General features: G+C 49.9%; 19 protein-coding genes. 13 read left to right on the top strand and 6 right to left on the bottom strand.

Features of this window, described 5'->3' with window-relative positions; all coding sequences use genetic code 11:
* Nucleotides 1–106: 106 nt before the first annotated feature.
* Nucleotides 107–358 carry a ribosome modulation factor gene (gene rmf, locus ACJJI7_RS19605; RefSeq protein ID WP_020413112.1) on the bottom strand — a complete coding sequence of 84 codons (252 nt, stop codon included), beginning with the start codon at nt 356–358 and terminating at the stop codon, nt 107–109.
* Nucleotides 359–805: 447 nt separating this feature from the next.
* Between rmf and rlmKL the strand changes: the two genes are divergently transcribed.
* On the top strand, nt 806–2,995 hold the full coding sequence (gene rlmKL, locus ACJJI7_RS19600) for a bifunctional 23S rRNA (guanine(2069)-N(7))-methyltransferase RlmK/23S rRNA (guanine(2445)-N(2))-methyltransferase RlmL (RefSeq protein ID WP_444901438.1): 2,190 nt from the start codon (nt 806–808) through the stop codon (nt 2,993–2,995).
* A gap of 82 nt (nt 2,996–3,077) precedes the next feature.
* Here rlmKL and ACJJI7_RS19595 read toward each other — a convergent pair whose 3' ends face one another.
* Together ACJJI7_RS19595 and ACJJI7_RS19590 are read right to left on the bottom strand one after the other, a co-directional pair.
* Complete coding sequence (locus ACJJI7_RS19595) at nt 3,078–5,456, bottom strand: bifunctional serine/threonine-protein kinase/formylglycine-generating enzyme family protein (protein ID WP_444901439.1); 2,379 nt, start codon at nt 5,454–5,456, stop codon at nt 3,078–3,080.
* A gap of 17 nt (nt 5,457–5,473) precedes the next feature.
* Nucleotides 5,474–6,406, bottom strand: a complete 933-nt coding sequence (locus ACJJI7_RS19590) for a PP2C family protein-serine/threonine phosphatase (protein ID WP_282953257.1) — start codon at nt 6,404–6,406, stop codon at nt 5,474–5,476.
* Between the two features lie 334 nt (nt 6,407–6,740).
* On the opposite strand from ACJJI7_RS19590, the gene ACJJI7_RS19585 reads away from it, so the two are divergent.
* On the top strand, nt 6,741–7,604 hold the full coding sequence (locus ACJJI7_RS19585) for an FHA domain-containing protein (RefSeq protein WP_444901440.1): 864 nt from the start codon (nt 6,741–6,743) through the stop codon (nt 7,602–7,604).
* The gene (locus ACJJI7_RS19580) at nt 7,604–7,861 is read left to right on the top strand and encodes a glutaredoxin family protein (RefSeq protein WP_020413107.1); all 258 of its coding nucleotides are present in this window, start codon (nt 7,604–7,606) and stop codon (nt 7,859–7,861) included. Before ACJJI7_RS19585 ends, ACJJI7_RS19580 begins: the two co-directional genes overlap by 1 nt.
* On the opposite strand, the gene ACJJI7_RS19575 is transcribed toward ACJJI7_RS19580, so the two are convergent.
* A complete protein-coding gene (locus ACJJI7_RS19575; protein WP_444901441.1) occupies nt 7,862–9,874 on the bottom strand; it encodes a transglycosylase SLT domain-containing protein in 2,013 nt (670 codons plus the stop codon). It abuts the gene before it with no gap.
* A gap of 158 nt (nt 9,875–10,032) precedes the next feature.
* Here ACJJI7_RS19575 and ACJJI7_RS19570 point away from each other — a divergent pair, with 158 nt between their 5' ends.
* Nucleotides 10,033–11,904: an ATP-binding cassette domain-containing protein gene (locus tag ACJJI7_RS19570; protein ID WP_444901442.1), complete on the top strand. Its 1,872-nt coding sequence runs from the start codon at nt 10,033–10,035 to the stop codon at nt 11,902–11,904.
* 40 nt (nt 11,905–11,944) lie between these two features.
* On the opposite strand, the gene ACJJI7_RS19565 is transcribed toward ACJJI7_RS19570, so the two are convergent.
* Nucleotides 11,945–12,388: a universal stress protein gene (locus tag ACJJI7_RS19565; protein WP_020413104.1), complete on the bottom strand. Its 444-nt coding sequence runs from the start codon at nt 12,386–12,388 to the stop codon at nt 11,945–11,947.
* 143 nt (nt 12,389–12,531) lie between these two features.
* Between ACJJI7_RS19565 and ACJJI7_RS19560 the strand changes: the two genes are divergently transcribed.
* From ACJJI7_RS19560 to ACJJI7_RS19545, 4 genes are all read left to right on the top strand, one after another.
* A complete protein-coding gene (locus tag ACJJI7_RS19560; protein WP_020413103.1) occupies nt 12,532–13,056 on the top strand; it encodes a hypothetical protein in 525 nt (174 codons plus the stop codon).
* 215 nt (nt 13,057–13,271) lie between these two features.
* Nucleotides 13,272–15,956 (top strand): type I DNA topoisomerase, encoded by a 2,685-nt coding sequence (gene topA / locus ACJJI7_RS19555; protein WP_444901443.1) that lies wholly within the window; start codon nt 13,272–13,274, stop codon nt 15,954–15,956.
* Nucleotides 15,957–16,445 (top strand): DUF6586 family protein, encoded by a 489-nt coding sequence (locus ACJJI7_RS19550; protein ID WP_020413101.1) that lies wholly within the window; start codon nt 15,957–15,959, stop codon nt 16,443–16,445.
* Nucleotides 16,446–16,550: 105 nt separating this feature from the next.
* A complete protein-coding gene (locus tag ACJJI7_RS19545; RefSeq protein ID WP_282953262.1) occupies nt 16,551–16,808 on the top strand; it encodes a hypothetical protein in 258 nt (85 codons plus the stop codon).
* Between the two features lie 77 nt (nt 16,809–16,885).
* Here ACJJI7_RS19545 and lexA read toward each other — a convergent pair whose 3' ends face one another.
* Nucleotides 16,886–17,491: a transcriptional repressor LexA gene (gene lexA, locus ACJJI7_RS19540; RefSeq protein ID WP_026305064.1), complete on the bottom strand. Its 606-nt coding sequence runs from the start codon at nt 17,489–17,491 to the stop codon at nt 16,886–16,888.
* A 164-nt stretch (nt 17,492–17,655) separates the two neighbouring features.
* Between lexA and ACJJI7_RS19535 the strand changes: the two genes are divergently transcribed.
* From ACJJI7_RS19535 to ACJJI7_RS19515, 5 genes are all read left to right on the top strand, one after another.
* Complete coding sequence (locus tag ACJJI7_RS19535; protein ID WP_020413099.1) at nt 17,656–18,294, top strand: LOG family protein; 639 nt, start codon at nt 17,656–17,658, stop codon at nt 18,292–18,294.
* Between the two features lie 324 nt (nt 18,295–18,618).
* Nucleotides 18,619–20,181 carry a class I adenylate-forming enzyme family protein gene (locus tag ACJJI7_RS19530; RefSeq protein ID WP_475717100.1) on the top strand — a complete coding sequence of 521 codons (1,563 nt, stop codon included), beginning with the start codon at nt 18,619–18,621 and terminating at the stop codon, nt 20,179–20,181.
* A 277-nt stretch (nt 20,182–20,458) separates the two neighbouring features.
* On the top strand, nt 20,459–21,091 hold the full coding sequence (locus tag ACJJI7_RS19525) for a TetR/AcrR family transcriptional regulator (protein ID WP_020413097.1): 633 nt from the start codon (nt 20,459–20,461) through the stop codon (nt 21,089–21,091).
* 41 nt (nt 21,092–21,132) lie between these two features.
* Complete coding sequence (gene nagZ / locus ACJJI7_RS19520) at nt 21,133–22,149, top strand: beta-N-acetylhexosaminidase (protein ID WP_444901444.1); 1,017 nt, start codon at nt 21,133–21,135, stop codon at nt 22,147–22,149.
* 112 nt (nt 22,150–22,261) lie between these two features.
* Nucleotides 22,262–23,344: a mechanosensitive ion channel family protein gene (locus tag ACJJI7_RS19515; RefSeq protein WP_020413095.1), complete on the top strand. Its 1,083-nt coding sequence runs from the start codon at nt 22,262–22,264 to the stop codon at nt 23,342–23,344.
* Nucleotides 23,345–23,573: the final 229 nt, after the last annotated feature.

Below are 23,573 nucleotides of genomic sequence, written 5' to 3'. Positions count from 1 at the left end.
AAATTCTGATTGAGCTGGGTGGTGAGCAAATGTTTAGCGCGCCTGCATAGAGGCGCACTATCTATTTTGGGCTTGGTTTTGTAGATAAACGCTCAGGTTATGTGTTCTAAATAGTACTCCACCCATCGGGATACTGAATATCGGTGGAAATAGCGCCATAGATCTCCAATTTTTGCGCCTTTGTAATCCTATCAAAGCCGTTCCAGTAGTCTTCCCGCCCTTCACGCCAGCCGTTTACCCATTCCTGATGGGGATCGCTTTCGACAAAAGGGCAGCTGTCAATGGACTTATTGTTTAGGGCGGCCAAATAACCCTTGTAGAAGGCCCTGTCGGCGTGATTGCGTTTTTGGCGTCTCATCAATACGGCACCTCTGCTTGTAGATGTTCGGATTGCTACGCGGCGTGATGGATGCTCGTTACAGTTTTATTGCATCAATATTTTGAGTCTAGTGAATCTTTCCTTCGGGCAGCCACGTACGATTCCTGTCACTCCTCCACATTCCAAGAATACTGTGAAGGTGGGGCGATCGGAAAATCTGACTCAGTAACCTGTGAGTGGTATTAATTTGGGCATAAAAAATCATATGACTAAATGGACACTGTGTTCCAGGAGGAGCCTGGCGTAGGCGGAGCCGAGCCAAAATGGGATAATCGCGCCAGAAAGGTGGCGATTTTAAATAGCTGAGAGGAAGGTGACCCCAATTTTCTGATGGCTGCGCAACCTCTTTTTCAAATTGGCACCTACAGGTGCGAAATCCCCCATTTTGCAGGGGTTAATTGAGTAATAGTTTTGACAGACCCTCATATGGAAGAATTTCAGTTTACTGCGACTTGTCCCAAAGGCTTGGAGAGCTTACTTGTCGAGGAATTGCGCACTCTAGGTGCTGATATCAGGCGGGAGCAGCCTGCGGCAGTGCATTTCTCTGGCTCTCTTGAGGTAGCCTATCGTTGTTGCCTCTGGAGTCGCCTGGCGAATCGTATTTTGTTGCAACTGGAGCAAGTTCGTATCAGCAGTGCAGATGACTTGTATCGGGCCGTTGCTGCACAGCCCTGGGAACAACATATCCGGCCGTCTGGCAAGCTTTGGCTGCAGTTTTCGGGGACAAACCGTGAGATTCGCAATAGCCAGTTTGGCGCACAAAAGACCAAGGATGCCATTGTCGATCGCCTGCGTAACCAGACTGGTGCCAGACCAACAATTGATAAACATCATCCAGATCTCACGGTGGCTTTACGTCTCAACCGCGACAGGTTAGATATTGCTGTCGATCTCAGTGGTGATAGCTTGCACAAAAGAGGTTATAGAACCCATATTGGCGCGGCACCCTTGAAGGAAAACCTGGCTGCGGCGTTGCTTTTGCGTTCTCGATGGCCTCAGATCGCAGCTGATGGGGGAGCGCTGCTGGATCCAATGTGTGGTTCTGGCACCATTCTGATTGAGGCAGCCATGATTGCGGCAGATATCGCTCCAGGGCTCTTTCGAGAGAGCTTTGGTTTTGAGCGTTGGCTCAATCATCAAAGTGATATCTGGAATAACCTGCGGGAGGAAGCACTACAGCGCCGCGCCGCAGGCATGGAAAAGAAACTGCCGGAGATTCGTGGCTATGATGCGGATGCGAAGGTGCTATTTGCTGCCGAAGCTAACATCGACCGGGCGGGCCTTGAGCGCCAGGTTAGGGTTAGCTGTCGCCCTGTAGGATCCTTTAAGGTGCCAAGCCATCGAGAGGTTAAACCCGGTTTGGTGCTGACCAACCCGCCCTATGGCGAGCGCCTGGGTGAGCAAGAGGCCCTGCGCGAAACTTATGCGGAGCTGGGCCGCCAACTAAAGTCGGAATTTGCCGGTTGGCAGGTTGGTGTTTTCACTGGTAATCCCGAATTGGGCTACTCCACCGGGTTGCGTTCTCATAAACATTACCAGCTATATAACGGCAGTATCCCCAGCCAATTATTGCTATTCCAAGTACACCAGCAGAGTGAATCGGGCCAAGCGACTGACAGGGCGCGTAAGCTGTCCGTCGAAGCTGAAATGGTGGCCAACCGCCTGCGTAAAAATCTGCGAACTACCGGCAAATGGGCAAACAGAAATGGTGTTGATTGCTACCGCCTTTACGATGCAGATTTACCTGAGTATTCAGCGGCGGTGGATTTGTACAAAACCATAGATGGAACTCTGTATGCGCACCTTCAGGAGTATCGCCCTCCGGCCAGTATTGATGAAGGAAAAGCCCGTAATCGACTGCGTGATTTGCTTCGAGCTGTTCAGTGTGTTCTGGAGTTGCCCCGTGCAAATATCAGTATCAAAGAGAGACGTCGCCATAGTCACAAGAGTGGACAAAAGGGAGGTGGCCAGTACCAGAAGCAGGCAAAAGCGGGAACTACTCTGTGGGTGCGAGAGTATGGTGCAGAGTTTGAAGTCGACTTGTGGAGCTATCTCGATACTGGGCTGTTCCTCGATCATCGTCCTGTGCGCAAGTATCTGCGTGAACTAGCCTCTGGTAAGAAGTTTTTAAATTTGTTCTGCTACACCGCCAGTGCGACTGTACAGGCAGCCAGGGGGGGCTGTGTGCAGAGTACTAGTGTGGATATGTCTAGAACATATCAAGCCTGGGCTGCGCGTAATTTCCGTGCGAATAATATGGACCCCTACAAACACCAACTGGTAGAGGCGGACTGCTTGCAGTGGCTGATGTCAGCACAGCAAAATCGTAAAGGACACTACGACCTTATCTTCCTTGACCCCCCGAGTTTCTCTAATTCTGCCAAGATGCGTGGAGTATTGGATGTCCAGCGCGACCACGGGAAGCTGGTACGCCAATGTATGGCTTTACTGGCACCGGGGGGAACCTTGGTTTTTTCTAATAACCTGCGCAGTTTTAGGATGGATGAGGATGTAATCAGGGACTTTTCTGTTAAGTGCCTGCAGTTGCTGGATAAGGATTTCCAAAGAAATCCGAAGATTCATAATGTGTGGGAGATTCGGTCTGCACACCAGTAGCAGGTGGCCAGTGAAGGTCTAATTTTACTTAAAGCCCGAGAGAGAAAATCACTCGGGCTTTTTTATTTCTTAGGGTATTTATTCAGTTGAGTTCCATTACCACTCGAATGCCAACATCTTTGTTGCGGCTGTGGTCATTAAGCCCCTTGCGGTAATCTGCTCCAATTTTGTTTGCCGGATCACGCATTGATCCCCCGCGAACACTGCGTAGCTTGCAATTGGCCATTTCCAGTGGGCGGGCGCTGTTCTGATTTATATCGTAGCCAGGTTGGTAACAGTCCTGAACCCATTCTGCAACATTGCCTGCCGTGTCAAATAATCCAAATGGATTGGCCTGGTAGTGGCCTGTTGGCCCTGTTTTCGCACTAAACAGGTTATTGAATTCGCTATTGCAACCACGTCGACAATTAGCCTTACCGCGTGCATCACTGCTCCCCCACCAGAGTGGCTGAGTGCTGTTACCTCTTGCTGCATACTCCCATTCAGCTTCGGAGGCTAACCGGTATTTAAGTCCTGTCTCCCTGGATAGCCATTCGACATATCTCTGGGCATCTTGCCAACTCACATTGATAACCGGCCTGCCTTTGCGACCCCAGCCAGTATCATTTGGTTGGGCGTTACCGGTGGCAAGCGCAAAGCGATCATACTCGTCGAAGGTAATTTCATGAGTGGATATGGCAAATGCTTTTTCAATTTTCACTTGGTGAGCAGGGCTACTGAAACTATATCGATTGCTGCCCATAGTAAAGCTGCCTGCGCCTACAACCACCATTTTGGGGCCCTGGCCCCCTGAAGATAAATTGGAGCGAATTTTTTTGCCAGCAAAGTAGGCTTTATTGAGTTTTATCGATAGTGCAATATCCCGATCCTCAATTTCGATCCAGCGGCGAACCCTGGTAAATCCTTTTTTACTTATTTCCAGGTCATATCTTCCTGGTTCCAGCTGAATTCCCGGCTCATAGCGCGGAGCAATGTTCATGATACGAATACGCGTATCCGTGGGAATTGTATTGACATTAAGAGCGAAAGATTTTGGGTTTTGTTTTTCGCGTGGTACTTCTTCAGTAAAAGTGTTTTCTGGTCCCTCAGGTAAAATTAATGCACTGGAAGCCTCTGACGTGGAGGTTTTCGAAACTTGATTTGTTCCGTGCGGCTCCTGGCTAAAGCTTGCTGACGGGGAGGGTGAATCGGTAGGCAGGATGATCCCCCTTGCCGATTCGGCAGTGTCGTTTTCGGCGAAGCTAGTGTTTTGGTCTCCGAGAGTATTGATTCCGAGGAGATTGGCTGAGAAATCGCCGGCCTCATCTAAAAATGGCAACCCAGTTCGCCAATGGGTATTAGCGCTGATCAGACTGAAAATACCCAAAAAGATAATCAGGGAAGCAGTGAGGACTCCGCTCATAAGCCAGGGGCGTCTATGCCTGTTAGGTTCACTGAGTAGCTGACGTAGGCGTACCAGAGTATCCTGCTCTGTGCGCCCTGGGTTTGTACTCTCTGGATCTGATTTGGTTTGCAATAGGCTGGTTAAACGATCACCGAGGCTGCTGAATAAAGTGAGTAGCAGGGCGCGAGCCAGGCTGGATACGCCGAGGGAAGCATTATTCAATTGGCTAATTTGGTGGCCTGGTTTGCCAGCAAGCGTAGCAACCAATTGGTCTGAGGCATCTGCCACATCCAACCCGCGTTGAAATCGTCTACTGGGGTCTTTAGCGAGGAATTGTTCAATTAACGGTTGGTACAGCGCGTGGCGCGCCGGCAATTTGGGAATAGGGTCGGTGAGGTGCTTGATAGCAATGGCCACGGCTTCTTCAGCTTGGTAAGGTACTGCACCGGTTAACATTTCGTAAAAAACTATACCGAGACTGTACAAGTCTGCACGGCCGTCGATAGCAGCACCGCGGGCCTGCTCTGGGCTCATATAATAGGGTGTTCCCACCACCATGCCGCTATTGGTCATACGAGTGGTGTGAGCCACAGCCCGTGCTACTCCGAAATCGCTCAGTACTGCAGAGCCGTCCTCCCGAAACAGGATATTCTCTGGCTTGAGATCCCGATGCACGTAGCCTTTGCTATGGGAGTGGTCTAATGCCATAGCGATCTGTCGCACGACATTTAGGGCCTCCAGCGGATCCAGTGGACCTTTTGCAAGTCGTTCGGATACTGAACCGCCTGGCATATAATCCATGGCGATATAGTTGAGACTGCGATAGCGGCCGATATCGTGAATGCCAACAATATTGGGGTGAGACAGTTGCCCGACAATGTTGGCTTCTCGCTGAAAGCGCTCGCTAAAAATGGGGTCGGCATTCAAAACCGGTGACATAACCTTCAGGGCCACCTGGCGTCCTACGCTACGTTGGATCGCCAAATACACTGTGGACATACCGCCCTGATTTATTTTTCTGACGATTCGATAGCCAGGTATTTGCAGCGGCGAGTTGCCGCCATTAATGGCTTCCATTATGTGCTGCTGCTCAGTCACATCAGGTGGGGAAGCCCAATTGCCAGGGTAACAATGGTTCCCGCAGCAATAAGTAAGACTGACAGAATTTGCCAGATTTTTTTCTTGTTTGCCTCCACTTCACGGGCTTGGTCGAAATCCTCTGGGAGAATGTTGGGGTTCGTTATGAAAGTGGGGGCTTGGGGAGGGGCGTCTATAATTTGTACGGTTATGTTGTCTTTGCCACCAGCGTCAAGGGCGGCGCTGATAAGAAGATCTACTATCCGTTGATTATCGGTATTCTCTGCGATGATTCGTGTAATCTTCTCATTTGCCACTTCCGAGCTCAGGCCATCGCTGCAGAGGAGTAGTTTTTGACCCGCGGCCCAGCGATAGGAAACTCGATCTACTTCTAATTTGGGGTTAGTACTGCCACCGATACATCGTGTGATTACATGGCGGTTAGGATGATTAGCTGCTTCTTCAGAATTTATTGCGCCTGAGTCCATGAGCATCTGGACATAGGAGTGGTCACTGGTTAACTGGCTGAACTCACCATTTTGCTCATTTGGCGTCCATAAATAGGCGCGACTATCGCCTACCCAGTAAATATGAAAGTAATCTCCTTCCTCGGCGAGAACAACAGCAGTCGATCCCATATTGGCGGTACTATGTTCGTCGCCTAGGAGTAGGGCGTGGGCTTTCTGCAACGCTCGTTCGTAGTGGCGGTCGGTAGATGCGGACTGGGCAATTTCCTCTACGACAGTTTTACTGGCAAGCTCTCCAGCATGATGGCCGCCGAGGCCATCAGCAACAACCCAAATGCCTTTCTGCTCATCTGCCCAGTAGGCATCTTCATTCTGTTCACGCCGGTAGCCAGGATGGGTGGAGCCTGCACTACGTATAGTGCCTGGTGTGCGCTGAACTACTTCGCTTTGCCGCGATACTTCGCGTACTTTGGCTTCACTCACTGGCGTGCAACTACCTGTAATGTATTCTCAATTCGATCGATGGTGATGGCCAGCTCTAAGGCCGACTATCTCTTTCATATGATGCTGCAAGTGTACTTTAAATAACCACACCTGTGACAGCGACAATGGTCATCCCTGTATTGGCTGAATACTAGACTTTTGTGCCGCAGTAAGCTGCAAACCCAATCACACGCTAATGATATCGCCCATGTTAAAATCATTAGCAACTCTAAAAAGGGCTTATTACAGTTGCTTACAGTGCCTCGTTTTAAAGCAATTTTACTGGGATAGCGCCTATTTTTTAATGTCTATTTCGGGCTGAGGAGCGATAACAATGCTCAAACTTTGTGATGTAAAAGACCCGAGCCAGAGTGTTTGGCTGGTTTCACCTGGAGTAACTGTAGGACGTGATCAAGGCTGTGACTTTTCTATTGCTGACGACTCCGTAGCGAAGCTGCACTTGAAAATCGTGGTAAAGGGAGAGCAATTAACTCTCGGCAACACTTCTGGAGGCTCCCGGGTTCTGGTCAACGGCAAACCTATAGAGGCTGCTTGCCGGTTAAAACTTGATGATCAAATCACAGTTGGTACCCGTATACTTAAAATTATTGACCCCAAAGTGACTAAGCTTAAATCTGCTGGGGCTAAAAATGTGGCCTGGGCATTGCGGGCGAATCACCGAGCTATTGCCGGTAAGGTTTTCCCGGTGAAAGACAGCTCGGTTATTGGCCGCTCGGATGAGTGCGATATCGCCTTTTCACTATCCCATTTATCACGTCGCCACGCTCGTTTGGAAGTGCGGGAGGGGTTACTGTTTGTTGTCGACCTTGGTTCGGCGAATGGGACTTATGTTAACAACCGAAGAATCACAGAGTGTCGTGTGCGCAGAGGCGATGATCTGCGCTTTGATACCCTCAGTTTTTCTGTAGTAGGGCCCACAGATGATATTGATCGGACTGCAGTGCGTCCGGCCCTCCCGGAAATGGAGATCATGAAGCCTGTTGCAATGCCCTCTGGCGGTTCGGAGGCTGTAGATGTTACCCAGCCCTCTTTTGTTACTCCGGGCGGTGAACTGCAAGATATTCCCATAAGTAATGAGACCGATCGCAGGCCAGGTATTCGATTTTTGGGCCTGATTTTATTATCGGTAGCGAGTGCGGCTGCTTATTATTGGGCGAAAACCCAGGGGGTTATCTGATGAGTGCATCTGCTGAGTTGATGCTTTATACCACCCTTGGTTGCACCTTGTGCGAAAAGGCCAAGTTGGAAATTTGGCCTTTGCTTAAACAGTATGGGTTGCGACTGAAGGAGGTTGATATCGCCGATGATGATGAACTCTTTGAGCGATTTCGTTTGTCAATTCCAGTCGTTGGCCTTGGCAACCCTGATGATGTACGCGCTTGGCCATTCAGCCAGTCTCAACTGGATGAGTGGCTAGCGCAACGCTTAATTTAATCAGAGTTTGGTCCGGGACTCGTTCTCCCTGAGTAGTTGCAATTTGGTACCGCTGCGATAAGCGTAAATTACCGTATAAGCCAGTACATTTTGTACGTAGTTGCGCGTTTCACTGTAGGGGATAGTTTCAATCCAGACATCGTGAGGCAGGCGTTTGCGGGTTTCTTTCAGCCATTTCGCTACCCGGGTTGGTCCCGCATTATAGGCAGCGGCAGCGAGAAATCGATTATTATCAAATCGGTTGAGCAAGGTGCTCAGGTAAAAACTACCCAAAGCAATATTGGTACTGGGGCTCAGTAAATCCCAACTGCGACGGTAACGCACTCCGGCACGCCGTGCTGTGGCACGGGCGGTGGAGGGGAGTAACTGCATTAGTCCCAGGGCGCCGGAATTGGATTTTGCATCGTGGCTAAAATGGCTCTCCTGGCGTGCAACTGCATAGATCATGTAAGGCTCAAGTGGCGTGCTTTGTTGACCAATCTGGGCACTGACATCGCGCACTATATCCGCAAAGGCCAGGGGGAAGCGCAATTCCAGGTCATCTAAGTAGTCGGCCGCGAGTACTGACTGTATGGATTTGTGATACCAGCCCCAGGCACTGGCGACCTTGCCGGCTGCAAGTAGCTCTTCATGACTCATGGCTCTAGTGGCATAACTCCACTCCCTGCGCGCGTGAAAGAGTTCACCAATAGCTTGTAACTCGCGGGCACGCTGTAGGCCGGGGCGATTAGCCATCTCTTTTACTTGCACTGGTGTGATTGGGGCGGGACGGTGAACGAAGCTGTAATTCTGTCCCAGAGCATCGGCGGCGAGAAAACCATAATAGCTGCGTTCCCGCGCGGCTTTGCGGTATAGGACTGAGGAAGCCTCTGATCGCTCTTTGCCATAGAGCTCATCCAATGAGCGGGCTTTCCAGTAGAGCCAGCGGTCATGCTGTTGAGTTTCTTGAGGTAGTCTGTCGATCCAGAATGCGACTTGTTCCCAGTCCAGCTCCCGTAGCGACTGCCGCGCTAGCCACTCGATAGAGCGATTATCGTTGATCGTGTGTCTTTTTGTCAGGCGTAACAGGCCGGGCATATCCTCTTGACGTGCATATTGACGCGCCAAGTGACGGAGCATGTCATTCTGTTCCGCATCACTGAACAGAAGGCTGGCACTGTAGCGCTGCCAAGCTTGTTCAGCGCTTGCTGCATCTTTGCGGGCCAACCTGAGTAAACCGTGCAGGATAATATCTTTATTTTGCTTTGGGTTGCCTAGAAATTTGGAATAGTTGAGCAAGTGTTTGGGGGACTTGTGCACTTCGCGTAATAGCGCTGCTTTGCGGCTATAGGAATCCTCCATCTTCCTGGAGATATAGGCTGCAAGCGGCAAGTTCCCCTCTTTAATCGCGAGTAGGTGGCGTTTCCAGGCCATATCCTGAGTGAGGCCCCCATCTCGTATCCAGCGGGTAAAGACTGGGTCACACTCCTTAGCTTGGGAGTGCCCAACCAGCCAAAGTTCTCCTACAAGACGGTAGGCCTCTTCCTTGCTGCCGTTACGGCTTAGAGCATCGGCGTAATAACAGCGCAGACTGGCGCGATTATTTTTCTCAGGTTCGTAGTAGTTTAAGAAAGTGTCAAATTTGCGTTGTTTGCCAAGCTCTTTAAGTAGCCTGACCCGCATCCAGTCACCTATAGCGCTGCTTTCATTTTCGGTCAGAAATTGGTCAATTTCTTTTAAGGGCAGTTGGCGTAACTTTCTGCTGATGGCCCAATATTCAAGATACGGAGCCAGCGGATAGTTTTTTAGTTGGTTTTTCAACTCTCGTAGCTGATGCTGGTTGTTGTGCTTGATCGCAAGCCGGGCGCTACGCAGCTTCTCACGCTGGTTGGCAATGACCACCGGTAGCTCAGTTGATCCCTTCTCCCGCCCCTGTTCACGGACTTCGGTCAAAGCAGATACTGGAATAGCAAGGAAGCTCCAAACAAGTAAAAGTGAGATGAGTAGGGTCAATTGCTTTGTGTCGGCTGTCATCAAAGTTACCCTGTTAAAATTTGCGCCCTTGCAAGTTTGCGAGACGGCTCGGTAAAAAAGCGTAAAATAGCGGATTTTCCACAGGACCCGTAATAACAGTTTCGCGTATTTCATCTTGCGGATCCATTTTCCGGGTTTGTTAATTGTAGTGCCTAATTATGTTGCTTCTTTTGGATGGGGTTAGTCTCCGCTATGGGACCCAAGTACTTGCCGACAACGTCAGTGCAAAAATTGAGCGAGGTGATCGCATTTGTTTAGTGGGCCGAAATGGGGAGGGAAAGTCTAGCCTGTTACGATTGATAGCGGGGCAGGTGGACCCTGATGGCGGAGAAATCGTCCGGGCCAGTGGTATGGTAATGGCGACATTGGAGCAGGAGTTGCCGGTGGGCTGTACTGACTCCGTTTACAGCTATGTTGCTAAGGGGTTGGGTGAAATAGGTACAGTGTTGGCTGATTATCGTGATACCCCCACTGCTGAATTGCAAGGGCGCATAGAAGCTGGCCACGGATGGGACCTATTACCACGTATTGACAGTGTCCTGGATCGTTTGGGCCTTTCAGCAGATGAGCGGGTAGCAGACCTCTCGGGGGGGTGGCAGCGTCGTGCAGCCCTGGCCCGAGCACTGGTGACTGAACCCGATTTACTGATTTTGGATGAACCCACTAACCATCTGGATATTGCTGCGGTGGAGTGGCTTGAAGGATTCCTGGCCAACTATCGAGGCGCCCTGCTTTTCGTCAGCCATGATCGGGCGCTGGCGCAGAGGCTTTCCAGTGCAGTATGGGATCTGGACCGTGGTCACCTTCGTGTATTTCGCTGTCAGTTTGAGCGATACCAGGAAGAAAAGGAGAAGCTCCTGGAAGAGGAAGCGAGAAACGATGCCCTGTTCGACAAGAAGCTTGCTCAAGAGGAAGCTTGGATTCGCCAGGGTATCAAGGCGCGTCGAACCCGTAATGAGGGGCGTGTCCGTGCTCTGCAAGCACTGAGGCGTCAACGAGAGGCGCGCCGGAGCCAGCAGGGTATTGCCCGGATGTCCCTGGATAGTGGGGAGATGTCCGGCAAGCTGGTGGCGGAGTTAACCGATGTTTCCTTTGCTTACCCAGGTGAGCCCTCCCTGATTCAGGATCTCTCCTTCACCCTGTTGAGGGGTGATAAAGTCGGCTTGATCGGCCCCAATGGTGTCGGCAAGAGTACCTTGATTCGCGTGTTGCTAGGGGATTTGAAACCGCAATCCGGTCATGTACGCCTGGGTACCAAGCAACAGGTGGCTTACTTTGATCAGCGCCGTGATCAGCTCAACCCTGAACTTACGGTATTGGATAACATTGCTGAGGGACGGGACTCCGTAACTGTTGGCGGCAAAAGTCGTCACGTTATGTCCTACTTGTCGGATTTTCTCTTTAGTGGGGTTAAGGCCAGAACAAAGGTTGGCGCTTTAAGTGGAGGAGAGCGTAATCGAGCCCTTCTTGCAAAATTGTTTAGCCAGCCTGCCAATATCTTGGTACTTGATGAGCCTACCAATGATTTGGATGTAGAAACCCTGGAGCTGCTGGAGAAGTTGTTGCTGGAGTTCAGTGGTACCGTGTTACTGGTGAGCCATGATCGTGCTTTCCTGGATAATGTGGTGAATTCCTGCCTGGCTTTTGAAGGTGATGGGCGAATTTGTGAATATGTGGGTGGCTATGGAGATTTTATTCGTCAGGGAGGCAATTTTGCGGCGGATGCAAAAGTAGATAAACAAGAGACAAAGCCAGTAGAGACCGACTCGAAGTCTGCAGTAAGGGAAAAGGCGCCAGCAAAGAAAAAGAAGCTGAGTTATAAATTACAACGGGAGTTGGATAGCCTGCCCGCTCTGATTGACCAGCTTGAAGATGAAATTAGCGCTATTGAGATGGAGGTGGCCGAACCTCAATTTTATCAACAGGAGCAAACCCTGGTTCAGGCGCGCCTCAACTTGCTCGCAGAGAAGCAATCGGAGCTGGAAGCTGCTTTTGAGCGTTGGTCTGAACTTGAAGGTGGTGAAGAATAAGCGAGGGAATGGGCTGTTTTTGATACAGCCCATTATTTAATTACTCGTCATCTATATGCACTCTTACAGCCAGCACATCGCACTTGGCACCATGCAAAACCCCGTTAGCGGTTGAGCCAAGTAAGAGTGCTAGCCCATGGCGGCCGTGGCTGCCGATAATAATCAAGTCAGCTTCCAGGTCTTTGGCTAGGCGGTGAATTTCAGTCGAGGGTTGTCCCAGGATCACATGCTGTCTTTCGGAGGGAATGTTGAGCGGTTGTGCGGCTTTTTGTAGCTGTTCCTTGGCTTGGCTTTGAAGTTGGTCCTGAACTTCAGACAGGTCCATGGGGATATCCCCGCCATAGGCAAAAGTCAGCGGCTCAATGGCATGAACCAAACTGAGCTCAGCTCCAAATGCTCCGGCCAGTGCGGCGGCCTTATCCAGTACTTGGGAGGATTCCTCCGAGAGGTCCAGTCCAACCAAAATTTGTTGGTATTTCGCCATAATTTTTACTCCTGTCCCTTATACGTGCTCTTTGGGTGCACTTTTCGACAGACATTTTCAGTCTACCGTAAAAAAAACTGATTGACATAGATCACACAAGGCACCGCACAATAGTCATTTATTTCTACCTCTAAGGAGCCGTTATGTCCCAGTGGTTGCCGGTGATTATTATTGGCTTTGCCATCGCGCTGGTATTGGGGCCGGTGATGTGGCTAAAACCCAATCAACGTGACTCCCGCTTGGCTGATCTGCGCGGTCGAGCGGCGCAGAAGGGGATTACAGTGCAGATCCAGGCACTTCCCCCCGCGCTTGATAAAGGCACTGCTGCGGTTTATTACTACCGGTGGAATGACCGCAAGAGGTTGCAAATTGGTTGGACCCTCCAGCGCCAGCGGGTGGAGCATGAGCTGAACTTTGCCGGGAGTTGGGATTGGAGTAATGGTCGTGCTGCACCCAAGGCGGCATGGAAATATCTGCACAAATTACTCGACGCGATACCCTCCGGAAGCTATGCAGTTATTGCTACAGATATCGGATTGGGGGTGCAGTGGAGTGAAAATGGAGGTGATAAAGCCTTTGAAAAGCTCTCTACCTCTTTGGCGGAATACACCCCCCATATAGAAGAAGCAATACGTAAAGTGAGCCAGATAAAACTCCCGGAAGACTAGGTCTTCAAGGGGGGTACGGCTGCCGAAATTTGGCGTCGGAAGGCACTCTCACAAGTGGTTTTGAGGGGCAATTAATCCTGACTTGGTACGGAAAATTGTCAGCTTTGCTTGACCCCGCAGGAAGTGAGGCTTATATATTCGCGCAGCACAGGTCCGATGAAGGGACCTGAAAGGCTTCGGATAGCAGTAAAATTTTCATTTGAAATCAAAGGCTTATGGGTAAATCACTGGTCATCGTCGAATCACCGGCCAAAGCGAAAACGATCAACAAATACCTCGGTAAGGACTTCGTTGTGAAGTCCAGTGTCGGTCATATTCGCGATTTGCCAACCGGTGGGGGTAACAAGCAACCCGTAGACGCGAAGGAGCGTGCGCGGCGTGCAGCTGAAACTCGCAAGCTCTCCCCTGAGGCAAAGGAAGCTTACAAGCGCAAGAAAAACCGCGAGCAGCTTATCAAGCGTATGGGCATCGATCCCGATCACGGTTGGCAGGCGCACTATGAGATTCTACCGGGCAAAGAAAAAGTCGTAAGTGAGCTGCAGAAGCTTGCTGAGAGTGCCGACCACATCTACCTCGCGACGGATTTGGATCGCGAAGGGGAGGCTATTGCCTGGCATTTGCGCGAGGCGATAGGCGGCAATGATGATCGCTACCGACGTGTAGTTTTTAATGAGATTACCAAGTCGGCAATCCAGGAGGCTTTTAAAGACCCTGGGCGTTTAAATATCAACCGGGTTAATGCCCAGCAAGCTCGCCGCTTTCTCGATCGTATAGTTGGGTATATGGTGTCGCCCCTGCTTTGGGAAAAGGTAGCGCGGGGGCTCTCCGCTGGACGCGTACAGTCTGTTGCTGTGCGCTTGGTAGTTGAGCGTGAACGTGAAATTCGTGCATTTATTCCTGAAGAGTATTGGACCCTATTTGCAGATACGGCGACACATAAAGCAAACAAACTGCGCCTTGAAGTAAAAAAACAGGCTGGCGAGGTATTCCGTCCCACTAACGAGACTGATGCCAGTAGTGCTGCGCAGAAGCTGCAATCCAGTGAGTTTGTAGTCAGTGGTCGTGATGATAAGCCAACCAGTTCCAAGCCTGGCGCTCCCTTTATTACTTCGACACTGCAGCAGGCTGCGAGTAATCGCCTGGGCTTTAGTGTCAAAAAGACCATGACCTTGGCCCAGCGCTTGTATGAAGCCGGCCACATCACCTATATGCGTACTGATTCAACCAACCTCAGTAAGGAGGCGGTTGAATCGGCGCGTGAATATATTGGTGAAAATTACGGTGGTAAGTATCTTCCTGACACACCGAACAGCTACAGCAGCAAGGAAGGTGCCCAGGAAGCTCACGAGGCAATTCGTCCATCTGATGTTCGTATTGCGCCAAATATGCTTTCCGGAGCTGAACGGGATGCGGAGCGACTCTATAACCTGATTTGGCAACAGTTTGTTGCTTGCCAGATGACACCCGCTCAATTTACCTCCACCTCGATAGTGGTGACAGCAGGGGAGTTTGAGCTTCGCGCACGAGGCCGTGTTATTCGCTTTGATGGCTTCCTTAAAGTGGCTCCTCCCGCTGGCAAAAAAGACGAAGACCTTGTGTTGCCGGATGTGAAGGTCGGGGATAAGTTGGCTTTGGAAAAGCTGGACCCGAAACAGCACTTCACCAAGCCCCCAGCCCGTTTCAGCGAAGCAGCCCTGGTAAAAGAGCTGGAAAAACGTGGTATTGGCCGCCCCTCTACGTATGCTTCGATTATCTCCACCATCCAGGATCGCGGATATGTACGGTTGGAGAACCGTCGCTTTTATGCAGAAAAAATGGGCGATATCGTTACCGATCGCCTTAGTGAGAGCTTCAAGAACCTGATGGATTATGGGTTTACCGCGAATCTTGAGGAATCCTTGGATGCGGTGGCCGATGGAGATAAGGGTTGGAAACAGTTACTTGATGAGTTTTATCAGGACTTTTCCTCGCGCCTTGAGAAGGCACAGTCAACTGACGAGGGCATGCGCCGCAATACCCCGACAGATACGGACATTGAGTGCTCAAAGTGCGGCCGCCATATGCAGATTCGAACCGGCTCCACAGGAGTTTTCCTGGGGTGCTCCGGTTATGCTTTACCACCCAAGGAGCGTTGCACCAATACCATGAATCTGGTTTCTGGTGATGAAGCGGTGGATGCAGATAAAGATGAAGAAGCAGAATCCCGGCTGCTGCGTGAGAAGCGCCGTTGTGCCATATGTGGTACAGCGATGGATAGTTACCTTGTCGATGAACACCGCAAGCTGCATATCTGTGGTAACAATCCGGATTGCAGTGGCTATGAAGTGGAGCAGGGAACTTTCAAAATCAAGGGTTATGATGGCCCAATTATCGAGTGTGATAAATGCGGCAGTGATATGCAGCTAAAGTCCGGTCGCTTTGGAAAATACTTCGGTTGTACCAATGAAGCTTGTAAGAATACCCGTAAGCTTTTGAAAAATGGCCAACCGGCTCCCCCGAAAATGGATCCGGTATCTATGCCAGAGTTGGCCTGCTTAAAAGTGGAGGATCACTATATCCTGCGTGATGGGGCTTCGGGTTTGTTCCTTGCTGCCAGCCAGTTCCCTAAAAATCGTGAAACTCGCGCACCACTGGTGAGGGAGTTGCTCCCGCATAAGAGTGAGATTGATCCTAAATACACTTTTCTGTTCTCTGCTCCTGTTGAGGATGATCAGGGACGGGATACAGTAATTCGTTTTAGCCGCAAGACCCAAGAGCAGTATGTACAGTCTGAGGAGGAGGGCAAGGCAACGGGGTGGCGAGCCTTCTACCGCGATGGTAATTGGCAGGTTGAGGCCGGCAGTAAGGCTACCACAGCGAAGCGCAAGCCAGTGCGTAAAAAAATAGCTGCAAAAAAGTAAATGAGTAATCCTTTTACAGGGCAGGTTGCCTCGGCTCTGCGCAAAGCCCAGCTGTTACTGCAGCTGACCAGTGATGTGTCACCGCTGCAAAGTGCCGCACTTGAGGAGGCGGTTGTGTTGCAGCTCTGGAAAGCATACAGAGCTTTTCTTGTTGAGCTTTCGCATCAGCTGCAGCTGGGTTTTGAGCCGGAGTCCCTTCAGATGATAGCTGACAGCCTTGAGACTCAGGGCAGGGCCAGTAATGAGGTGAAAGAGTTACAGCAATTGAATGAGCAGCCCGATAGTTGGCTAAATCAGCTGCTGCAAGCCTGGACTTTGCTATTGTCATTGCCGTCAAATACTGAGGTTAAGCGCGAAGCGCCCAATTTGATACCGATACATAATGTTGGTCGGGAACCGGTAACAATTACCGTTCAAGGGCTCACGCAATGGCATAAATCTATGGTTGAGTTGATTCGTAGGCAGCGGGCCAATCTGGAAGAGTGTTAGTCGCAGGTACTTTCGTACCATGTTTCTCAGCTTTTAGGCCCCTGATACTTCTAATTTGCCTGTGGTACACTGTGCGCAAACTGATGTGCAGTGAAGGAAAAGCGAATGTCCTCCGAAACTTTCGAAATTATTGAGCTGGCCAATGGCGATGTGGCATTGCGTCGTGCTGGTCACAAGGAGGACCCTCTGGTGAGTATTCATTTCTCAGCTGAGAGTCTACAATTCCTGAGAAAACACAAAGTGGCTGTTGCGCGTGCAATGCTGGAAGCAGGTATAGAAACTGTACAGAATTTGGATGATCTGGAGCCTGGTTACTTTGAAGAAGAAGATGAGTCGATGCCGGTTAGCCATACTATCCATTGATTGAATGGTTAACAGAGATATGATTCAACAGCGGCCATTGGCCGCTGTTGTTGTTTTAGCTTTGAGATAAATACAGGTTATGGTGTTTGACGAATGACGCCTACTGCCAAGCCTTCGATCACAAAGTTCTTATCCCGCATATCCACCTGGATAGTTTCAAAGTCTTCATTCTCTGGCAGCAGTTGAACAGTCGCTTGATTACCTTTACGGCGGAAACGCTTAACAGTTACTTCCTCGTCAATTCTCGCTACGACAATCTGTCCATTCCTGACTTGCTCAGTTTTCTGTACTGCAAGCAAATCCCCATCCAGAATCCCCGCATCGCGCATACTCATTCCATGAACCCGCAATAGGAAGTCTGCAGGGGGGTGAAAGAAGCTGGCAGGAAGGTCGCAGTAATCCTCAATATGCTCTGTAGCAAGAATTGGGTTGCCTGCGGCTACACGCCCGATAATGGGAAGCCCCGACTGGTGATCGGGGATACGAATTCCACGTGAGGCGCCGGCAACCATCTCAATGGCCCCTTTTCGCGCCAGTGCTTTCAGGTGCTCTTCTGCTGCATTTGGTGAGCGGAACCCCAGTTCCTGAGCGATTTCCGCTCGAGTGGGAGGGTAGCCAGTATCATCGAGATAGGCTTTGATGAGCTCTAATACCTGAGCCTGGCGTGCGGTGAGATTGGTCATAGATTTACCTAGCTTTTCTGTATTTATATACAGTTGCTGGGATTATATACAGAATTAAGCTTCACGCAATCCTAACACCCGCCTCTTCATAAGCTGCTACATTGTTTATGAAAACAAGTAATGAGAGTAATCGTTGAAAGATCTGACAACGAGGGAAAAAAATAATGTTAGATGTGAAAATGCCAGAGGCATGGCGGGTTCTGCGAATTCAGTCCGAGTTGGTTGATGGAATAGAGCGCCTGGTAGCGCTCAGTGGAGCAGTAACAGTTTTTGGAGGGGCGAGGTTTACCGAGGATAGCCCTGAATATCAACAGGGGGTAAAGCTGGGAGAGCTGTTGGCTGCGGAGGGGGTGCCCGTGATTACAGGTGGAGGGCCCGGCCTTATGGAAGCCTGTAATAGAGGAGCCTTCGATCAGCCAGGCACCTCCATTGGGTTAAACATAGAGCTGCCTTTCGAGCAGGCGGCGAATCCATACCAGGATATCAGTTTAAATTTTCGTTATTTCTTTGTTCGTAAATTTATGTTTGTTAAGCACGCAGTAGGCTTTGTGGGCTTGCCTGGTGGCTACGGAACGCTGGATGAACTGTTTGAAGCGCTGACATTGGTGCAGACACAAAAGGTCCGTCGCTTCCCCATCGTGCTTGTGGGTAAGCGCTATTGGGCAGGACTCTACAATTGGTTGGTAGATACAGTACTTGAACGAAATTGTATTGATGCCAGTGACCTGGATTTATTTCATATCGTGGATACCGTCGAAGAGACAGCGGACCTGATTATGAAATATATGCGGACCAGGGACTGATCAAACGCGACTCTATAAATGCCAACATCTGATACTGAAAGCTCCACAATGAGTTGGCCAGTGATTTAATGGGTTTTGTAGTCTAGTCAGCTCAATTCAAATTTTCTTGATAAGAGATAAACCCTCTTTGCGTTTTTATTGCTAAAAATGGTAGCTGCTTTAGGCAAGGTCCCGGTAGCCTTTTCGTTGAAGTTGCAATAATTCAAATTCTTTCATTGCTCAAAGTTAGTTCTTAAAGCGTTGGAACTTCCATAGAGTCTATTCTTTATTCAGTTCCTTCCAGCTTCTTAGATTATTTAAGGTTATTTTTTTGGAGATTGAATTGTGCCAATTTTCGGCCCCCGATTGTCGAGGCCTGTGAACTTGGGGGATCTGCTATCTCTGCCCCTGAATAGCAGGCCGGATACAAAGGCATTAGTTTCAGGAAGTCGAGAATGGACTTGGAGGGGGTTGCAGAAGGATATTGATGCTCTGGCCAAGGGGTTGATCACAATGGGATTACACAAAAGTGATCGGGTCGCAACCCTGATGCCTAACCGGGGTGAAATGCTCGTTTTTTATCTCGCATGCTTGAAAGTGGGGCTGGTGGTTGTCCCGCTAAACTACAGGTACACAACTCTGGAGATTGACTACGCTCTTGAAAAGAGTGGCGCAGTTGCGCTAATTATAGGTGCAGAGCGGAGTGAGGATATCCAGGATAGTAAATTTATTGGTAAATTAAAAAAAGGGTTTCTTTACTTTGGTGGTGTGTTCGAAGATACAAGAAGTTATGAAGGTCTAATCAATGCCGGTGGGCAGCCTGCTGAAATTCCTGTATCCAGTATCAGTGATCCTGCATTTTTATTTTTTACATCTGGAAGTACTGGCAAGCCAAAAGCCGTTGTGCACAGCTTGCTATCCTTTGGTTCTATCGTAGCTGGTTTCGTTGCTGCCCTGAAGTTAACTCGAGACGATATCGTTCTGCCTGGAGGTTCAATCGCACATGTCGGGTCGCTTTCAACGGCCCTGGCAGCTCTATCCGTGGGTGCGAAGACAGTTATTCCACAAAGTTTTGATGGTGAGGAAATTCTGTCGATATTGCGGAGTAGCCGGCCAACTATTTTGGTTATGGTTCCGGCAGTATTTATTGCAATGGAACGCAATCCGGGAGCCAGGCGTGAAGATTTTGAATCTCTTCGAGTGTGCTTCACAGGCGGAGACAAATTTCCAGTAAATATTGCTAAAGAATTTACCAACAAAACCGGCCATATGATCCAGGAAGGATATGGACTGACAGAAGCTCCCGACTGCCTTTTCAATCAATCGCTCTCACCAGATAAAGCTGGATCTGTAGGTACTGTTGCTCCAGGCTACGTTGCTAGCCTGCGCGATGAGAAAGGCCAGGAAGTGGCACCTAATGTTGATGGCAATCTCTGGCTCCGTGGGTCGCCAGTTATGACTGGCTACTGGAAAAACCCCCAGGCAAATAGGGAGGTGTTATCTGATGGTTGGTTTGATACGGGCGATGTTATGCGTGTCGACTCTGATGGTTGTTTTTGGTTTCGCGGTCGAAAGAAGCAAATTATTGTCCACGATGGCTCAAATATATCGCCTCAGGAAGTAGAGGAAGCTCTCATGGAGCATCCGTCTGTAAATCTAGCAGGCGTAATCGGTATTCGTGATGACACGCACGGGGAGAGCGTTTGGGCTTTTATCACCTTGAAAAAAAATGTACCTATGCCAAGTGTCAGTGAAGTTATTCGTTTTGCAAAAAAACGTATTGGATACAAGGCTCCGGAGGTAGTCGAAATTCTGGCGGATATGCCAATTAATCCAACAGGAAAAATTGACAGGGTGGCCTTAAAGAGGCTTGCCGAAGCCCAGTTGGTTCAAGGCAAGGAAAAGTGAATATATTTGGGGCCTGGTGTCACAGGCGAAGGCACCTCCGTATTTGTGCTTCCAGCAAATCAAAATCTCAGATCTGGCTTTTTTGCTCTATAGGATGAATCGAGAAGCCCTCCGATATTTTTCCGAGCCGTCCTCTATATACCTGTGTAATGTGACTTAGGGTGAAGCACTGTAACCGCTTCCAGCTGATGAAGGAGATGAGTGCCGTTGGCTGAGCAATGGAATGTGCTACTCTGGCCAGAGTTAAACAACTGTTTTAAATGATGGTTTGAGAGATATGAGCCAGACGGATACTGTCAGCCGCATTCTGGATGCAGCCGAGGCCCTGTTTGCAGAACGTGGTTTTACTGAGACTTCCCTGCGCACAATTACGAGTACTGCAGGGGTTAACCTGGCTGCGGTTAACTATCACTTTGGTTCAAAGAAAGAGTTGATCCAGGCGGTTTTTGAGCGATTCTTGACCCCCTTTACCGAAGACCTTGAGGCCGAGTTAGATCGTCGTATCGCCACCGGCCAAGAGCTGCACGTGGAGGGATTATTAGAGAGCCTCTATCGAGTGGGCCTCGGTGGTTTGAGTGACAGAGGGCTCGATCCACAGCGTTTTATGCGCCTATTGGGGCTGGCCTATACGCAGTTCCAGGGGCACTTACGTCGCTTTATAGTGTCTCGATACGGGGATAGTTATCGCCGTTTTGCAGGCTTGTTGGCTGAGGCCTTACCGGGTGTGGACCCTGTAACCTTTTATTGGCGCCTGTACTTTATGCTGGGGGCTACGATCTTCACCCTGTCGAGTTACGATGCCATAGAAGCTATCCTGAGAGAGGATTTTGGTGCACAGAGCAGCCTGCCGGAGACCCTTGAGCGGTTGGTTCCGGCGGCCTCTGCAATGTTGAAGGTGGAGGCTATCTAGTTTTAAGTGGCTCTTATTGGCTGATAACAGAGGAATAGAATATGTCTGCACCCTTGGGACCGGTCATGGTTGATATTGAGGGATTAGAGCTTACCGATGCGGACTGCGAGCTTCTGCGTCATCCCCTTGTTGGCGGGTTGATTTTCTTCGCACGTAATTACCGGGATCGCGCGCAGCTGCAAGGCTTGATAGCGGATATTAGAGCTGTACGCCCTGAGATTTTAGTAGCTGTTGATCAGGAGGGGGGCAGGGTTCAACGCTTTCGTTGCGAGTTTACCCGTTTGCCATCTATGCAAGTATTGGCAGCGAAGGCCAGCGAGGAGCAGTTGCAGGACGTGGGTTGGCTATTGGCCACTGAATTGCTGGCGGTAGGGGTGGACTTCAGCTTCGCCCCGGTATTGGATGCTGATGATCAACACAGCCGAGTGATCGGCGACCGCAGCTTTTGTGCAGATCCCAAGCGTTTGGAGCTATTCGCACGTCCATTTATGCGAGGAATGCACGAAGCAGGCATGGCGACAACGGGTAAGCATTTCCCTGGTCATGGCCATGTACTAGAAGATAGCCATGTAGAGCTTCCTGAAGACAAGCGTTCACTGGAGCAGGTAATGGAGTCCGATGCCTTACCTTTTGTGGACTGCATCGCCTCCTCTCAATTGGATGCAATAATGCCAGCACATATTCGTTTCGTGAATATTGACAGTCAGCCGGTCGGATTTTCCCGTTACTGGCTACAAGACATCTTGCGAGGGCGATTGGGTTTTGGCGGTGTTATCTTTAGTGACGACCTGTCGATGGAGGGGGCTGGTGCTGCAGGCGGTTATGGAGGGAGAGTTCGTGCAGCGCTGGAGGCGGGATGTGATATGGGGGTTATTTGTAACAACCGAGACGGCGCCTTGGAGGCGCTGGCCGCCCTGCAGGACTACATACCCCAGGTAGAATCCAGCGAGCGCTTGAAAGCTATGCGTGGCAGGCCCTTGATAACATCCTGGTCGGAACTTGAAAAGAGTGCGCGTTGGCATAGAACCCGTGGCTGGTTGGCGTCGATAATGCATTAAGGGCTCGAAATTTTGATGCCCGCCCAAATTATCTGGGAGTATCAGAAAGATTGTCGAGCTCAGTTTTAGATGAGCGGAGGGGGTATTCGTGGAATCCGTAGATAGCATTCTAATGTCTTGGCTCGGTGAGAACCGGGTTTGGATAGTATGGGTTTTCCTTATTGTGCTGGCTTCAGCTTTGGGAGCCTGGGCCTTTGGGCGCTTTGTACAGCGATTAGCGGCAAGAGCCGAGAAGACGGTTAATCCGTGGGATGATGCTCTTGTTGGGGCCATGTCACCACCTGGACCAGTGCTTGTTTGGCTTGTGGGATTGACTGTTGCCGCGCAGCGGGCAGGACAGGCTACCGGGGCTGAGATTTTCTCTCTGGCTGAACCAATACGGGAGATAGGGCTTATCCTGGTTCTATCCTGGTTTGCCTGGCGATTTTCCCATAGTGCTGAGCACAACCTGTGTAACCCTCGCTATATTGGCAAGCCGATGGATGCCACTACAGTGCGGGCAATCGGAAAGTTGGTGCGGGCCTCCATCGCTATCACTGCCGGCATAGTCATCATGCAGTTTCTTGGCTATAGCGTCAGTGGCGTGTTAGCGTTTGGCGGCATTGGTGGGTTGGCAGTGGGTTTTGCAGCCAAGGACCTGTTGGCCAACTTCTTTGGCGGGCTGATGATTTACTTGGATCGTCCATTTGCCGTGGGCGACTGGATACGCTCTCCGGATAAGGAAATTGAGGGTACCGTTGAGGATATTGGCTGGCGCCTGACACGCATCCGCACCTTTGATATGCGCCCTGTGTATGTTCCCAATAGCATCTTCACTCAGATTTCTGTGGAGAACCCCTCGCGAATGCTCAATCGCAGGATCTTTGAGACCATCGGCATCCGTTATGAAGATGCCCATTCAATGGCTTCAATAGTGGCGGATGTTAAAGAAATGTTACAGCAGCATCCTGAAATTGACTCTAATCGAACCCTTATAGTCAATTTCAATAGTTTTGCTGCATCGTCGTTGGATTTCTTTATATATACCTTTACCAGAACAACAGATTGGGTGAGATATCACGAAATCAAACAGGACGTTCTGTTAACTATCCTAAAAATTGTCGAAAAACACGGTGCCTCCTGTGCGTTTCCGACTTCGACTATTCATATTGCCGATATTCCTTCATTAGCCCGTGAGGCCGCGTTAGACAGTTGAGTATAGGGAGTGCAATAAGGTACAAATGATTAGTTTATATATGGTCTCTAAGTGATATTTTGACGGTTAATTACCCATACTGGTAAAAACGTAGTATTTATTTCACATAGAAACCTAGACACTGGCGCTGTTTTATCTAAGAATCAGGGTACGTCCTTTGGGTATCTACCTAAAGGATTAAGCAAGATAGCATTCTGCATGAAGCAGTCTGTTAACAATGGGGTGGCGT

This window comes from Microbulbifer variabilis (assembly GCF_056232115.1).
This window is presented reverse-complemented; position numbering and strand designations above follow the sequence as displayed.